Annotated in this window: 14 protein-coding genes; 4 read left to right on the top strand and 10 right to left on the bottom strand. The window is 62.0% G+C overall.

The features are described from left to right. Positions 1–50 precede the first annotated feature (50 nt). Complete coding sequence (locus CEW89_RS10930) at positions 51–890, bottom strand: AraC family transcriptional regulator (RefSeq protein ID WP_066702572.1); 840 nt, start codon at positions 888–890, stop codon at positions 51–53. Between the two features lie 128 nt (positions 891–1018). Here CEW89_RS10930 and CEW89_RS10935 point away from each other — a divergent pair, with 128 nt between their 5' ends. Further along, positions 1019–1981, top strand: coding sequence for an acetyl-CoA carboxylase carboxyltransferase subunit alpha (locus tag CEW89_RS10935; protein WP_066702570.1), 963 nt, complete (start codon positions 1019–1021; stop codon positions 1979–1981). A 72-nt stretch (positions 1982–2053) separates the two neighbouring features. Here the strand turns inward: CEW89_RS10935 and CEW89_RS10940 are convergent, their stop codons facing one another. Genes CEW89_RS10940 through CEW89_RS10955 form a run of 4 tightly spaced genes read right to left on the bottom strand, consistent with a single transcriptional unit; the run spans position 2054 to position 5008 of the window. Continuing rightward, positions 2054–2659, bottom strand: a complete 606-nt coding sequence (locus CEW89_RS10940) for a pyridoxamine 5'-phosphate oxidase family protein (RefSeq protein WP_066702568.1) — start codon at positions 2657–2659, stop codon at positions 2054–2056. 41 nt (positions 2660–2700) lie between these two features. Next, positions 2701–3441 carry a lysophospholipid acyltransferase family protein gene (locus CEW89_RS10945; protein ID WP_096805920.1) on the bottom strand — a complete coding sequence of 247 codons (741 nt, stop codon included), beginning with the start codon at positions 3439–3441 and terminating at the stop codon, positions 2701–2703. Beyond that, positions 3441–4340: a cell division protein FtsX gene (locus tag CEW89_RS10950; RefSeq protein WP_066702564.1), complete on the bottom strand. Its 900-nt coding sequence runs from the start codon at positions 4338–4340 to the stop codon at positions 3441–3443. The genes CEW89_RS10945 and CEW89_RS10950 overlap by 1 nt, the downstream gene beginning before the upstream one ends. Continuing rightward, a complete protein-coding gene (locus CEW89_RS10955) occupies positions 4337–5008 on the bottom strand; it encodes a cell division ATP-binding protein FtsE (protein ID WP_066702563.1) in 672 nt (223 codons plus the stop codon). Before CEW89_RS10955 ends, CEW89_RS10950 begins: the two co-directional genes overlap by 4 nt. A gap of 165 nt (positions 5009–5173) precedes the next feature. Here CEW89_RS10955 and CEW89_RS10960 point away from each other — a divergent pair, with 165 nt between their 5' ends. After that, complete coding sequence (locus tag CEW89_RS10960; protein WP_096805921.1) at positions 5174–6187, top strand: zinc-ribbon domain-containing protein; 1014 nt, start codon at positions 5174–5176, stop codon at positions 6185–6187. Positions 6188–6194: 7 nt separating this feature from the next. Here the strand turns inward: CEW89_RS10960 and CEW89_RS10965 are convergent, their stop codons facing one another. From CEW89_RS10965 to argH, 4 genes are read right to left on the bottom strand one after another with little or no spacing between them, the layout of a single operon-like run. After that, positions 6195–8735 (bottom strand): DUF4175 domain-containing protein, encoded by a 2541-nt coding sequence (locus CEW89_RS10965; protein ID WP_096805922.1) that lies wholly within the window; start codon positions 8733–8735, stop codon positions 6195–6197. 44 nt (positions 8736–8779) lie between these two features. Next, entirely contained in the window at positions 8780–10045 is a 1266-nt protein-coding gene (lysA, locus tag CEW89_RS10970) for a diaminopimelate decarboxylase (RefSeq protein WP_066702556.1), read from the bottom strand. Positions 10046–10096: 51 nt separating this feature from the next. Then, a complete protein-coding gene (locus CEW89_RS21035) occupies positions 10097–10264 on the bottom strand; it encodes a hypothetical protein (RefSeq protein ID WP_198403408.1) in 168 nt (55 codons plus the stop codon). Continuing rightward, a complete protein-coding gene (argH, locus tag CEW89_RS10975) occupies positions 10261–11652 on the bottom strand; it encodes an argininosuccinate lyase (RefSeq protein WP_066702964.1) in 1392 nt (463 codons plus the stop codon). The genes CEW89_RS21035 and argH overlap by 4 nt, the downstream gene beginning before the upstream one ends. A gap of 13 nt (positions 11653–11665) precedes the next feature. Between argH and CEW89_RS10980 the strand changes: the two genes are divergently transcribed. Then, complete coding sequence (locus CEW89_RS10980; protein WP_096805923.1) at positions 11666–12280, top strand: TlpA disulfide reductase family protein; 615 nt, start codon at positions 11666–11668, stop codon at positions 12278–12280. Here CEW89_RS10980 and CEW89_RS10985 read toward each other — a convergent pair. Then, positions 12231–13526: a PAS domain-containing protein gene (locus CEW89_RS10985; RefSeq protein ID WP_096805924.1), complete on the bottom strand. Its 1296-nt coding sequence runs from the start codon at positions 13524–13526 to the stop codon at positions 12231–12233. The two genes, CEW89_RS10980 and CEW89_RS10985, sit on opposite strands and share 50 nt — an antisense overlap. Positions 13527–13868: 342 nt before the next feature. On the opposite strand from CEW89_RS10985, the gene CEW89_RS10990 reads away from it, so the two are divergent. Further along, the gene (locus CEW89_RS10990; RefSeq protein WP_066702550.1) at positions 13869–14696 is read left to right on the top strand and encodes an EAL domain-containing protein; all 828 of its coding nucleotides are present in this window, start codon (positions 13869–13871) and stop codon (positions 14694–14696) included. Positions 14697–14757 lie beyond the last annotated feature (61 nt).

Genomic DNA, 14757 nt, shown 5'->3' on the forward strand with positions numbered 1-14757 from the left:
GTTGAGGCGATAACGCCCCGAGGCTCAGGCTTCGGGGCGTTTCTATTGGATCACTGGATCGGCGCGCAGATCAGCGTCACCAAATCCTCCGGCGCGGTGTCCATCGGGGTGTTTTCATAGATTTCGAACGGCGGCCCGTCGCGCGGCTCCTCACCACTTTCGGGCAACCATTTGCCATAAAGATAATCATAGGCCTGACGCAGCCCGGTATAAGGCCCGACATGGCGCAACACGGCGTAACGCCCGCCCGTTAGCGCAAAGGGGTCGAGCGGGGCCTCAAGCGTCGCGTCCCCCGTCAGGATGAACCCGGCCATGCTCCGCATCTCCTCGACCGGCACCTCGCCGGGGTTGGAAAAATACACGCCGACCATCGGCCCGAGCACCGGCCCCATGCCGCGCGACAGGGCGGTTTTAGCGGCCACCTCGAAGGCCTGCCCGATCTCCGTGTAATCACCCCGATGCGCCACACCTGCAAAAGACGCCGGCGCGCGGTCTTCCACCTTAATTTCATACATAACGTAGTCTCCTTTTTCCGTGAGCCGCAGAGGCGGCATCTCGACGCCGCGCGCCCGAAAAGCGGTGGGCGTCAGTCCAAAGGCATCCTGAAAGGCACGGGCGAAACTGCGCGGATTGGGGTAGCCGCAAAGCTGCGCGATGCGCTCGATCCCGTCTTCGCTGCGCACAAGAAGATGTGAGGCTTTGTAAAGCCGCACCCGCCGGATGAACCCCGCCACCGTCTCTCCGGTCATCGCCGAAAACACCCGGTGGAAATGAAACCGCGACAGGGCCGCGACATCCGCCAAAGTGTCGAGCGAAAGATCGCCATCGAGATGGGCATAGACATGATCAAGCACCCGCAAGAGCCGATCTTCATAAGCGTGCCGCGCCATTAATCCCCGTATCCTTTCAACATGTCCCTGGCGGGAGAGATACCGTTTCAGCAGATCACAAATCTTGCTGAGTTGCACCCGCGCGCGAAAATAGCCATATACGGGGTCGAAACCGTTCGGAGGTCCGCATGACTCACTATCTCGAATTCGAAAAACCTTTGGCCGAGATCGAGGGCAAAGCCGAGGAACTGCGCGCATTGGCCCGCGCCAACGAAGAGATGGATGTCGAGAAAGAAGCCGCCGCTTTGGACAAGAAAGCCGCGGATATGCTCAAGGACCTTTACAAAGGTCTGACGCCTTGGCGCAAATGCCAGGTCGCGCGCCACCCCGACCGGCCGCATTGCAAGGATTACATCGAGGCGCTGTTTACCGAATACACGCCGCTGGCCGGCGACCGGAACTTTGCCGATGACCATGCCGTCATGGGCGGTCTGGCGCGGTTCAACGATCAGCCCGTGGTGGTGATCGGTCAGGAAAAAGGCCATGACACCAAATCCCGCATCGAACGCAACTTCGGCATGGCGCGTCCCGAAGGCTATCGCAAGGCCATCCGTCTGATGGATCTCGCCGACCGCTTCGGCCTGCCGGTGATCGCGCTGGTCGACACCCCCGGCGCCTATCCGGGCAAGGGCGCGGAAGAGCGCGGCCAATCGGAAGCGATTGCACGCTCGACCGAGAAATGTCTCAATCTCAAGGTGCCGATGATCTCTGTCATCATCGGCGAAGGTGGCTCCGGCGGCGCTGTGGCCTTTGCCTCCGCCAACAAACTCGCGATGCTGGAACATTCGGTCTATTCGGTGATCTCCCCGGAGGGCTGCGCCTCGATCCTCTGGAAAGATGCAGAGAAGATGCGCGAGGCCGCCGAAGCGCTACGCCTGACCGCGCAGGACCTGCACAAACTCGGCGTGATCGACCAGATCATCCCCGAACCGCTCGGCGGCGCGCAACGCGACCGCGAGGCGACGATTGCCGCCGTCGGCAAGGCGATTGAGGCGATGCTCGCCCCGCTGCAAAAGAAAAAGCCGGAGACCATCCTCAAGGACCGCCGCAAGAAGTTCCTCGACATGGGATCGAAGGGCCTGGCGGCCTAACGGGCGACCTGAGTATTTCGGGCACAAAGGAAATACCGGGAAAGGGGCCGTGCGATTGCACGGCCTTCTTCGTTACCACATGCTCTTGGCGGCGCGCTCCGGCCATTCCTCGTCATAGGCTTTGCCGCCGACGCGACCCACGGTGAGTGCCTCGAGGATTTGACCGACGCTCGGCAGACCCTCGCTGTCGTCGCGCCCCTCCCAAAGCCCGGCGCGCATCAGGGCTCGGGCGCATTGGGTGTAGATCTCAGCGATCTCGAAGACGATCACGGAGCGGGGATGTTTGCCTCCCACCTCGAAGGACTGGCGTAGCCCTTCGTCCGCCGTCACGAACGCCCGCCCATTCATCCGCACGACATTGTTCGAGCCAGGAACAAACAGCATCAAGGACGCACGCGGATCGCGCACGATGTTGCGCAGACTGTCGATGCGGTTGTTGCCCATCCAGTCGGGCATCGCGAGCGTACCCGGGTCGAGTTCCCGCAGCACAGGCTCCTTGTCGCCGCGCGGCGAGGCGTCTGTGCCCTCCGGGCCGACAGTGGAGAGGATGCAGAACCGGCACCGTTCAAGCCAGGGCCGAAACTCCGGCGTCATGCGTCGCGCGACCTTTTCCGTCGCGGCGGGACCCGGTACGCCGTAAAGGGCTTCCAGTTCGGAAATCTCGGCCAGATGTTTCATGTCGCTCTCCTTAGCCGCACAAGATCACGACAAGATGACGTTCAGCCTTTCGCCGGCAGTGTGAAGCCAGCATCGAGCATGAGCCGGTCCGAGGCACTTTCGACCACCTCCTCCAGCTCGGCCATGACCTTTTTCATCTCTTGCCCCGCCGGAATGCGCGGCAGGAATTCGACCACTGCCGTGCCCCGCGCCCGGTAGATGCCGTGACGCGGCCAGAACACGCCGACATTGGTGGCGGCGGGCACGAGGTCCTGCCCGGTCTGCTCATAAAGCACACCGGTGCCGATCTTGTAGGGCAGATGGGCACCGGCGGCGACACGGGTGCCTTGCGGGAAGATGATCAACTGCCCCGGCAGGGCGGCACCGGATTTGACATCCGCGATCATCTTCTTGATTGCCTGCCCCCGCTTGCCGCGATCCACCGCCACGCAGCCGATGCGTTTGGCGTAATAGCCGACGATGGGGGCCCAGACGAGCTGCTTCTTCATGATGAATTTCGGCCGCGGAACGGCGGAGACGATCAGGATGATGTCGAAAAAACTCTGGTGTTTGGCCCCGATCAGCACCTCATCATTGGGCACCTCGCCCCGGATTTCGGATTTGAGCCCCACAAGCCAGTGCGCCGAGAAACGCACCCAATGACAATAGGTCCAGCAGGCCAGATAGGCATATTCGCGTTTGATCATCGCCAGGGGCGTGAAGAAAACCGCAAGGATCGCCATGGCCAGATACATCTGGATCACGAAGATCAGCGAGAGGAGCCACTGGATCGGATAGGGCATCACATCAACCTCCGAAGGGTTTGGCTGGCCGCGACACGGGTGGCCGCGAAGGCCACGAGCGCCGCCAGGACCGGGATTGCCAGAGGCCAGAGCCATTGCGCACCGACAAAGCCCAGACCGGTGAGGAAACTCCCCGCCTCATCCGCGCTCGGAAGAAGAGCGACCGCGATCATACCGAGGAAGGTTCCGATGAGCGCCCCGCTCAGCCCCCGCAGGGTAAAGCGTCGCACGAAAGCGCCGGCGATGAAACGATCGGTGGCACCGACAAGCCGCAGCGTGCGGATCACCTGACCGTTGGCGGCAAGGGCCGCATTGGCCGCAAGCGTGATCATCCCGCCGGTGACCCCCGCAATCAGGATCAGAGACAGCACGCCCAGAAACCGCAGACGTTCGGCGGCGCGCAGCAGGGGTTTGCGCCAACGGCTGTGATCGTCGAGCACCGCGCCGGGCGCTTCGCCTGCAAGACGCAGGCGCAAACCTTCGGCATCAAAGCCGTCGGAGGTTTCCTGCACATCAATCAGGGCGGGCAAGGGCAACGTGTCGAGTGGCAAATCGGGACCGAACCATGGCTCGAGAAGGAGAGTCTCCTCCTCTTCCGACAACAATCGCGCCGCCGCGACCCCCGGCGTGGTTTCCAAAACCTTGAGAGCTGCTGCGACCTGCGCGTCGACCTGCTCGGCGGGGGCGGAGATGCGCACGGTGGAGCCGCGCGCCAGCTCATTGCCCCAACGCTCCGCCAGACGCCCGGTCGCCATGGAAAGCGCCAGCGCGAAGACGGCGAGGAACGCCATGGCGGCAGAGGTGATCACGGTGAGCTGCGCCGTGAAACCCGACGGCGGCACCACGCGCCCAGAAGTGCTTTCGCTGAAATTCAGAAAGGGCAGAAGAATGGTTTTCACAGATCTGCCCCCGATTGCTGGATGCGCCGGTTGGAAATGCGCAACACCCGGGCCGCGACCTGGGATTTGGCCTGACGGATCAGATGCAGGTCGTGGGTCGCGATCACCACGGTCTTCCCCATCCGGTTCAGTTCGATGAGCAGTTGCAAGAGCCGCAGCGACATCTCCCAATCGACGTTGCCGGTGGGCTCATCCGCGAGGATCACATCGGGCGACATGATCACCGCGCGGGCAAGAGCCGCACGCTGACGCTCCCCCCCGGACAGCTCCGGCGGGCGGGCGTTGATCTGTTCCGACAGGCCGACCCAGGACAGCAGATCGGAGAGATCGCCGTCGTCACGCGGCTGACCCGACACTGTCAGCGGCAGGGCGACATTCTCGGCAACACTCAGGTGATCTAGGAACTGGCAGTCCTGATGCACCACCCCGATCCGGCGGCGAAGTTGCGCCACGTCGTCGCGCTCCATGCCCCGGGTGTCCTCGTCAAAAATCGAGACCCGCCCGGCGGTCGCCTGCAGTTCGCGATAACACAGCTTGAGAAAGGTCGTCTTGCCCGTGCCCGAAGGCCCGGTCAGGAAATGAAACGACCCCGGAGCCAGCGTCAGGGACATCTCTGTCAGAAGCTCACGCCCCCCGTAGCCGTAGCCAGCATCATGAAACTCGATCACACGGCACCTCTGCGAACCTCTATGTATTCGCGACAGTTTTGCCTCACCGGTCAAAAGCTTTCAATCCAACTGTCGCAAAAACATGGACAATTCGCACATGTGCGTTAAGAATTACGGAAAATCGCGCACAAGCATGCGCACAATCTCTCGGTGGCAGGGGAAAACATGCGGCTGATCTGTCCCAATTGTGGCGCTCAATACGAGGTCGATGCTCGTGTCATTCCCGACGCGGGTCGGGATGTTCAGTGCTCGAATTGCGGTCACACCTGGTTCCAGCGCCCCGCGCATCTCGATCAGGACCTCGCCGAAGAGCTTGGATATGAGATTCCGCACGAAGACCCGGTGCCGGGTCATGTCGCGCCGGAAGAGACCGCGCACACCGTCCCTGAATTCGAGGAGACGCCGGAGTTCGAACCCTCCGTCTCAGTCGAGGACAGCGAAACCGTCGCGGTCGTCGCCGAGCCCGAAGAAGATTTGCACATTCCGGAGCCGATCGAAGAACCGACGCCCGAACCCACTGAGATCCCCCCCGTTTTCGAAGCCGAAGACACAGTCGCGGAACCTGAAGACGAGGCGGCTGAGACCTCCTCTGTTCGCCCCGCTGCACAAAGTTCTGCGCTCAAGGACAGCGTGCGTGACATCCTGCGCGCCGAGGTCGAGTTCGATCAGGCCATGCGCCAGTCGCAGGGGGAAACGCTTGAAACCCAGCCCGATCTCGGGCTCGAAGAACCGGCACAGGACAGTGCCAAGAAAAGCCTGCGCGACCGCATGGCGCGGCTTCGGGGCCTCGACCCCGCCGACAGCGGCATCGTCGCGGGAAGCGTCGCCGCGGCCACCGGCAAGCGGCGCGATCTCTTGCCGGACATCGAGGAAATCAACTCGACGCTCAGCGCGGCCTCCGAGCGCAATGAGGACGGCACGGTGCCCGACGAGGACACCCGCCGCGCCCGTGCGGAACGCTCTGGCTTCCGCTCCGTGTTCCTCGTTCTGGTGCTTGCGGCCATCATGCTCGTGGCGCTTTACGTTCTGGCTCCGGTGATTGCGGAAAAAGTCCCCGCACTTGCAGGCGTCATGGAAAGCTATGTCACCGCAGCCAACGGTTTCCGCGCCTGGCTCGACCGCCTGTTGTCCGCAGCGAGCGTGCGGCTCAACGCCCTGTTGAGCCAGCTCAGCGCCTGAGACCCGATCAGTACTGATCCAGTAGCCGGTTCAGGTAATCGCGTTCTTCGGCCTGGCGCTGTTGTTCGCCGGAGCGGCGCCGGATTTCGTCCAGAAGTTCCTCCGCCCGACGATAGACATCTTCGCCCTGATAGAGCTCGTCATCGCTGCCGAAACGCCCCGCGTCGCCGGGTTTGCGCCCGAGCGGATCGCGCCGCGCCGCGTCACTGCCGGACTGGCCACCGGCCTCGCCCTGTTGCCCGTCCTCGTTCTGCTGGCTCTGCGCCTGTTGTTCGCCAAGGCGACGCATGCCCTCGCGGAGTGCTTCCATCGCCTCGGCCTGGCGCCCGAGCGCGCCGTTGAGATCCCCCTCGCGCAGCGCGTCTTCGGCCTCTTCCATCGCCCGGTCGGCCCGTTCGAGCGCGCCGCCGACACTGTCGTCCCCGCCGCCCTGGCCGCCGGGAATACTGCTACGCTGACGTTGCAACTGATCGCGAAGGGCCTGCTGACGTTCGGAAAGAGACTGGCCGTTCGGCGCCTCGCCGGGTCGCGTGCCGTCCTCTCCCGGATTTGTCTCTGCATCGCCCGATGGCCCTTCTTTCTGTCCCCGCTGTTGTCCGGGTCGCTGAGTTTGCCCCTGTTGGCTGTTTTCCCCGAACCGGTCCTGAAGGTCCGAAAACGTGTCATCGTTGAGCTGCTGTTGATCGCGCAGCATGTCCTGAAGGCCCTGCATGCCCTGCCCGCCCTGGCCCTCGCCCTTGGTGACACGCATGTTCTCGAGCATTTCGGCCAGCATATCCATAAGCTGCTGCGCTTCGGCCATGCGGCCTTGCTCCATCAGCTCCTGAATGCGGTCCATCAGTTGCTGCAACTGATCCTGGGTGATCTCCTGCCCATCTTGCTGGCCCTGATCCGGCATGTCGGTGCCGTCGTTTTCATCGCCCTGCTGTTCCGCCAGTTGCTGCATGTAATCGCGGGTGGCCTCGCGCAGCTCCTGCATCAACTGTTCGATCTCTTCCGGCGTCGCACCGTCGCGCATCGCCTGCGACAGGCGCTCCTGCGCCCGGTGCAGGCGGGCAAGCGCTTCCTTGAGCTGACCGTCTTCGAGTTCCAGCGCGATCTCCCAGAGGTTCGCCGCGATACTGTCGATCTGCTCATCCGTCAGGCGCCCCGCGCGTCCCTCAATCTGGCCGATGGTTTCGCGAAGACGGAAATAAGTCGTCATCTCGTCGAACATCTCGGTCGGGTTCACCGACACCGCGCGCAGCACCTGCGCCGTGCGCGCGGCGTTGTCGCGGTTCCACAAAAGCTCCCGGCGCTGATCCACGATAGCCGCCGCCAGAGGATCGAAGAACCGCCGGCTCGGCAGGGTACTTTCCCCCAGCGTGGCGGCGCTTTCCTGCCCGGCCGCATCCCAGGCCGTGAGGCTCAAACGCACGGGCAGCCCCGCGAAAGGATGCTCAGCCAGATTTTCGGCAATCAGCCCCTCGATCTCGGTACGATCCCCGGTTTGCGGCAACATCACCGGCAGAGTGATCGCCTCGCGCGGCTCGGGCGGCAGGGCAAAACCATAGCGTCTTTCCAAGGCCTCCGGGTCTCGGGTGATCGTCAACTCGGCCCGCGCCACACCGAAATCGTCGCTCAGCCGAAATTCCTGCCGTGCCTCGCCCGACGGTGCGCGGGTCATCTCGCCCACAAGCTCGGCCACGGGAGGCTGATCCGGTTGCAGCGCCACATCCCAGAGCCGACCGGTGGGTCCGTCGATCTCGATCTCGCCCGCCTGACGGATGATGAAATCGTGCAAGGTCATGTCGTCATCGCCGGAGACGGTCTCACGCAGCGTCAGCGTGCCATCCGCACCGTAAAACCGCAGGGTTACGTCCGAGCCCTTCGGTACTTCGAATTCCGGATCGAGATCGCCGAGATAGAGCGTCGGCTTGCCGGCATAGGCGGGCGGGCGCACCCAGCCTTCCCAGGTTGGACCGACGGCGATCTCCTGCCCACTCCCCCCGAGATCGCGCAGGCTTCCGGCCTTTTCAAACGATCCGAACACAAGTCCCATCCCCAAAGTCGTCAGGGCAATGAGGCGCAGCGCGAACGGATCGGCGGAGGACAACCGCAGCATCGGCGCGATGGCATGCACGCCGCGCAGACGTTCCGCCATACGCGTGCGATGCGCAGCCCAGAGCGCTTCGGAGGCGTCGTTTCCTGCCCCAATCAACGGCGTGTCGGACAGCGCCTGCAAGGGCCGTCCCGGCAGGTCCGCATCGACCCGCGCCATGGCCTCCGCCGCATAGGGCAGGCGCAGATGGCGTATCGCATAGATCACGGACAGAAGCGCCAGAACGGCGACCAGCCCTCCGGCGACCCAAAGCCCAGAAGGCGGCAAGGCCTCCTGCACCCCAAGAAGCGCCAGACCGACCACAAAGACGAGCAGCGAAAACAGCGGCCAGAAGGCCGTGCCCAAGCGTTCGTACAACAGCCCGGCCTGTGTCACACGCAAGGCGCGCCTCACCCGTCGGGCAAGGCTCTGGCCAAGGCTGTCTCGGAGCTGTCGGTCAAATTCCATACGTCTCGCCCGGGGCTTCGGGCGCGCATCGGGATGATCCGCGCTCAGAGCCACGCAGGGATGGTATCGCGGTTTATCATCTCGTCAAAGCTCGGACGCTTGCGAATGACAGCGAATTGATCGCCCTTCACCAGAACCTCGGGGATAAGCGGCCGGGAATTATACTCCGAGGCCATCACCGCGCCATAAGCTCCCGCCGAACGGAAGGCGACCAGATCGCCCTCGCCAAGACCGGGCATGTTGCGCGCCTTGGCAAAGGTGTCGCCAGTTTCACAGACCGGACCGACGATATCCATCGGGGTCTGATCCTCTCCGGCCTCGGGCTCCGTCACCGGGATGATGTCGTGATAGGCGTCATACATCGAGGGACGCACAAGGTCGTTCATCGCCGCATCGACGATCAGGAAATCGCGGCCCTCGCCATGTTTGAGATAGATCACGGAGGACACGAGAATTCCGGCATTGCCGGAGATCAGTCGCCCCGGCTCGATCTCGATCTCGCAGCCGAGATGCCCGACGGTGCGCCGGATCACGTCGGTATACTCTACCGGCAGCGGCGGCGCGGAGTTCGAACGCTCGTAAGGAATGCCGAGCCCGCCCCCCAGATCGAGACGGCGGATGTCATGACCATCGGCCCGCAGCGCTTCGGTCAGTTCGGCGACCTTGGTGAAGGCCAACTCGAACGGCTCGAGCTGGGTCAGTTGCGACCCGATATGCACGTCGATACCGATCACGTCGATGCCCGGCATTTCACCCGCACGCTTGTACACGTCGCGACAGGTGGCGATCGGAATACCGAACTTGTTCTCGGATTTGCCGGTGGCGATTTTCGCATGGGTCTTGGCATCCACATCCGGGTTCACCCGCAGCGCGATGGGCGCCTTCATCCCGAGAGAGGTCGCCACCTCGTTGAGCGCCGCAAGCTCCGGCTCGCTCTCGACGTTGAACTGGCGAATGCCGCCTTCGAGGGCGATGCGCATTTCCTCGCGCGTCTTGCCGACCCCCGAAAACACGATGCGTTCGCCCGGAAATCCCGCCGCCTTCGCCTTGAGATATTCGCCGATGGACACCACATCGACCCCGGAGCCCAGCTCGCACATGAGCTTGAGCACCGCGAGGTTAGAATTCGATTTCATCGCGAAACAGACGAGATGGTCCATGCCGGACAGTGCATCATCGAACAGTTTGAAATGCCGGGTCAGCGTCGCGGTGGAATAGACGTAGAACGGCGTACCGACCTGGGCCGCAATATCGCTCACGGCCACGTCTTCGGCATGGAGCACGCCGTCTTTGTAGAGGAAATGGTCCATCTGGGTCTTTCACTTTCAGGGGCAGGCGCGCCCCGGATCAGGTCTCGAAAATCAGTTCGCCGGGAAATGGATATTGATCGCCGTGTCGGTATAGGCCCCGGCATGAGAGTTCACCCCCACGGTGGTTGAAACCCCCACCTCCGGTGCCACCGGCTCACCATTCACGCCACAGGCGGTCAGCCCGGCCAACAGAACCAAAGCCATAACAACACGTTTCATCCGAGCACCTCTTTCCAACGGGTAATCTGCGCACGCACCTGTGCGGGCGCGGTTCCCCCGTAGCTTGTGCGCGAAGCGACCGAGTTTTCAACCGTCAAGACGTCATAGACGCTTTCGGTGATCGCTTCGTGAACGGATTTCATCTCTTCAAGGCTCAGATCCGGCAGATCGACGCCCTTTTTCTCGGCCATGGCGACCAGCGCACCAGTGACATGGTGGGCATCCCGGAACGGCAGCCCCGCCTCGCGCACCAGCCAGTCGGCGAGATCGGTTGCGGTCGAAAAGCCTGAAGCGGCGGCGGCGCGCAGATTGTCGACATTGGCGGTCATGTCCGACACCATCCCGGTCATCGCGGCCAGCGCCAGCATCAGGTTGTCGGCGGCGTCAAAGACCTGCTCCTTGTCTTCCTGCATGTCCTTGGAATAGGCGAGCGGAAGACCTTTCATCACCGTCATGAGCGCCACGTTCGCCCCGAAGATGCGCCCGATCTTGGCGCGGATCAGCTCGGCGGCGTCGGGGTTTTTCTTTTGCGGCATGATCGAGGAGCCGGTGGAAAACCGGTCCGACAGAGCCACGAAGCGGAATTGCGCGGAGGACCAGATCACCAGCTCTTCGGCAAAGCGCGACAGGTGCATGGCGCAGATCGAGGCGCAGGACAGGAATTCCAGCGCGAAATCGCGATCCGCCACGGCATCGAGAGAGTTCGCCGTCGGACGATCAAAGCCCAGCGCCTCCGCCGTCATGTGCCGGTCGATCGGGAAGCCGGTGCCCGCCAATGCGGCGGAGCCCAGCGGGCTTTCATTCATCCGCACGCGGGCATCCTTGAAACGGGACATATCGCGGCCGAACATCTCGACATAGGCCATCATGTGATGGCCCCAGGTCACGGGTTGCGCGGTTTGCAGGTGGGTGAAGCCCGGCATCACCCAATCCGCACCTTTTTCCGCCTGTACGATCAGCGCACGAATGAGCGCGTCGAGACCCGAAATGGCGGCATCATATTGATCACGCGTCCAGAGTTTGAAATCGGTCGCCACCTGATCGTTGCGCGAACGTGCGGTGTGCAGACGGCCCGCGGCCTCGCCGATAATGTCCTTGAGACGCGACTCGACATTCATGTGAATGTCTTCGAGAGCGGTCGAAAACACGAACTCGCCGCGCTCGATCTCTGACAAAACCGTGAGCAGGCCTTCCCGAATGGCTTCCGCATCGGTATCCGTAAGGATGCCCTGTTTCGCAAGCATCGAAGCATGAGCACGTGAGCCTGCGATGTCCTGGGATGCCAGCCGCTTGTCGAAATCAATGGAGGCGTTGATGGCTTCCATGATGGCGTCGGGTCCGGCAGCGAAGCGCCCGCCCCACATCGCGTTGGATTTCTTATCGGTCATGGACGTGTCCCGCATGTTGAAAAAGCTGATTGCCGCCACCCTTTATACGGCCCTGAGCCTCGGTGCAATTCCCGCCTCCGCAACGGACCTGAGCGCAGCTGCGGCTCTGCGCGAAGGCAGCCTGCAAAAACTCGGCTTTCATGATGCGGCTAAGGACGTGAGCCCTCTGCCCTTCACCGCGGCGGACGGCGTGAAGGAAACCCTTGCCGATTATCGGGGCAAACTCGTACTGCTGAACTTCTGGGCCACATGGTGTGCCCCCTGCCGCAAGGAAATGCCGGCACTCGATCAGCTTGCCGCCGCCTATGGCGATCAGGGTCTGGTGGTGTTGCCGGTGGCGACCGGGCACAACCCGCTTCCGGCGATCCGGTCCTTCTATGAAAAGGCGGGCATCCAGTCCCTGCCACTCAGGATGGATGGCAAGGGCGCCATGGCCCGCGACATGGGCGTGCTTGGCCTGCCGGTGTCGATCCTGATTTCGCCCGAGGGCAAGGAGATTGCCCGCATGACCGGGGATGCGGAGTGGTTTTCACCCTCGGCCCAGAGCATCGTCGCCGAACTGCTCACCTCCTATGCGCTCAGCGCGACAGTGCCCCCGTCGCAGAATGATAGTGCAGAGAACCATTGAAGGTGCGCGGCATGGCCGCCTCGACCAGCCCCTTGATCCGCTCGGCCAGCGACATGATCCGCTCGAGCGTCGCATCAATCTCGACATGAAACGTATCGAGCTGATTGATCACCGGCATGAGTGAGGCCGATTGGGCGCCGAGGCGCCCCGCCTCGACCCGACACAGTACGCGGATCGAATCGAGTCCGGTGACGAGCTGGCGCAGATCCTTGGCCGAACGAGTCAGCGCGGTGACATCATTGAACACCGACACGAGCACCGAGCCCGATTCGATCATGTAATCGTCGAGCATCGTAGTCAGGATCTCCACTTCAGTCTGGAACCCGTCCTGCTCCGCATGTTTGCCCAGCGCGGCCATGGACACTTCCTTGACTTCGCGCTGCAACCGGGAGGCGGCCATCATGAACAGCCCGCGGTAGATCCGCAGCATGACGGATTCGGACAGGCTTCTCGTGCCGTTCTCGACCCGAAAGCCGCCAAGATGATTGGTGACCTCATCCGACATCAACCGGTAATTTTGCGAAATCGCCGAAATCGGCCCCCCCGCCGGCTCAAGACGCGACGCGACGATTCGCATATTCGATGGAATGCCACGGATTTTCGCAAAAGCCGCAAACAGCGCCTGCTGTTCCTTGTCGAGTTCGACTAGGGTTGGCAACAACTCCTTGAGGCTGCGCAACCGGCCGTCTTCCATCCGGGACAACGCCGCATCACGGGCACTCATTTCCTGTGCAATAGCATAGGAACTATAGGCGCCATAGTTGGGAAACCCGAGGTCCTTAAGCCTGGCACGAATGGCAGCCGCGCTCTCCTCGGGGCTTAACCCCTCGCTCTGTTCGAGTTTCAGAAAAGCCTTGTAGGCGGCCTTCGCTCCCTCGAATGTCGCCGACGTCGGTTTCATCCGAACGGAGACAAAGCCCCCCTCGATCGGGGAGACGACGGCATAGACCCAGTAATATCGCCCGTCCTTGGCGCGGTTTTTCACATAAGCGCCGGTGGCCATCCCCTGCTTGATGCGTTCCCAAAGGATGTAGAACACGCCCTTGGGCATATCCGAATGCCGGATAATCTTGTGTGGAGCACCAACGAGTTCGTCCCATGAATACCCGGAAATCCGGCGAAACACCTCGTTGCCAGCCGCAATCACCCCGCGCGCGTCCGTGCGGGAAAAAAAGAGCTCTTCGATGTCGAAAGCCGCTTCGTCGGCCTTTTCCGCCATATGCGCGTCGGAATATTGGAGCGTCATCGCCAGTCCTGTTCTGTCGGTTTGATCGCAGTTGACCAGAACGAGATTGCGATCTGGTTAATCCGTGCCGCGGATCTGAAAATTTCAGATCGGTCGCTTGGCACGCCCTGGCGAAGGAAGACGACCCAAACGTCACAGTGAGAAAGAAGATAGAATTCTTGGAAAATCCGAGCGATCACGCGACGCTTTCCTCGTCTCATGCGAAACCTGTCGCGCAAACAAGGCTTTGGCAATTTAATTCTATTTTGACGTTCTTTTTAGATAAATTCGCCAATTTACCCGCCGTTATCCCAACCGCGCGAAAGTGGTCCTTGCACGACCAAAGCGAGACAAGGTGACGGGATGATCGATTCTGGCTATGACGACAATGAATTCGGAAGTCCGCTCTCCGTGGCGGTTGCCAACCGGGACCGCAACACGATGGAAATGGTTCAGGAGGCGCTTCGCAAGAAACAGGTGATGCTGGCCTACCAACCCATCGTCCAGACCCTGCGCCCCGACCGACCGGCCTTTTACGAGGGACTGATCCGTGTCCTGGACCAAAGCGGTCGCGTGATTCCCGCCCGGGAATTCATCGACGTGGCGGAAACGACGGAAACCGGGCGTCAACTCGACTGCCTCGCGCTCGAACTCGGCCTCAAGGCCCTCGACGATCACAAGGATCTGCGCCTCGCCATCAACATGTCCGCGCGCTCCATCGGCTATCCGCGCTGGAAGGAGACCCTGACGACCGGGCTGCACAGGGACCAGACCATCGCGGAGCGTTTGATTCTCGAAATCACCGAAAGCTCGGCCATGGCGATCCCCGATCTGGTTTCCGTTTTCATGTCCGAACTCCAGGCCATGGGGATTTCCTTTGCGTTGGACGATTTCGGCGCGGGCTACACCGCCTTCCGCTATCTCAAGGACTTCTATTTCGACATGGTGAAGATCGACGGAGAGTTCATCCGTGGCATCGCCTCATGCCCCGACAATCAGGTGCTGACTCAGGCCCTCGTTTCCGTGGCGAAGCATTTCGACATGTATACGGTCGCCGAATTCGTGGAAAACGCCGCAGATGCGGAATATCTGACGGGAATCGGAATCGATTGCATGCAGGGGCATTATTTCGGAGCTGCAACGATCGACCCGGTCTGGCGCAATCGCGAAATTCGCAAAAAAGCGGGTTGAAATCGGCGTCAAAGCGCCTCAGCCTCCCCATGAAGGTTGAAAATGCTGCGGACGCAGCATA

This window comes from Celeribacter ethanolicus (assembly GCF_002407265.1).
Lineage (GTDB): Bacteria > Pseudomonadota > Alphaproteobacteria > Rhodobacterales > Rhodobacteraceae > Celeribacter > Celeribacter ethanolicus.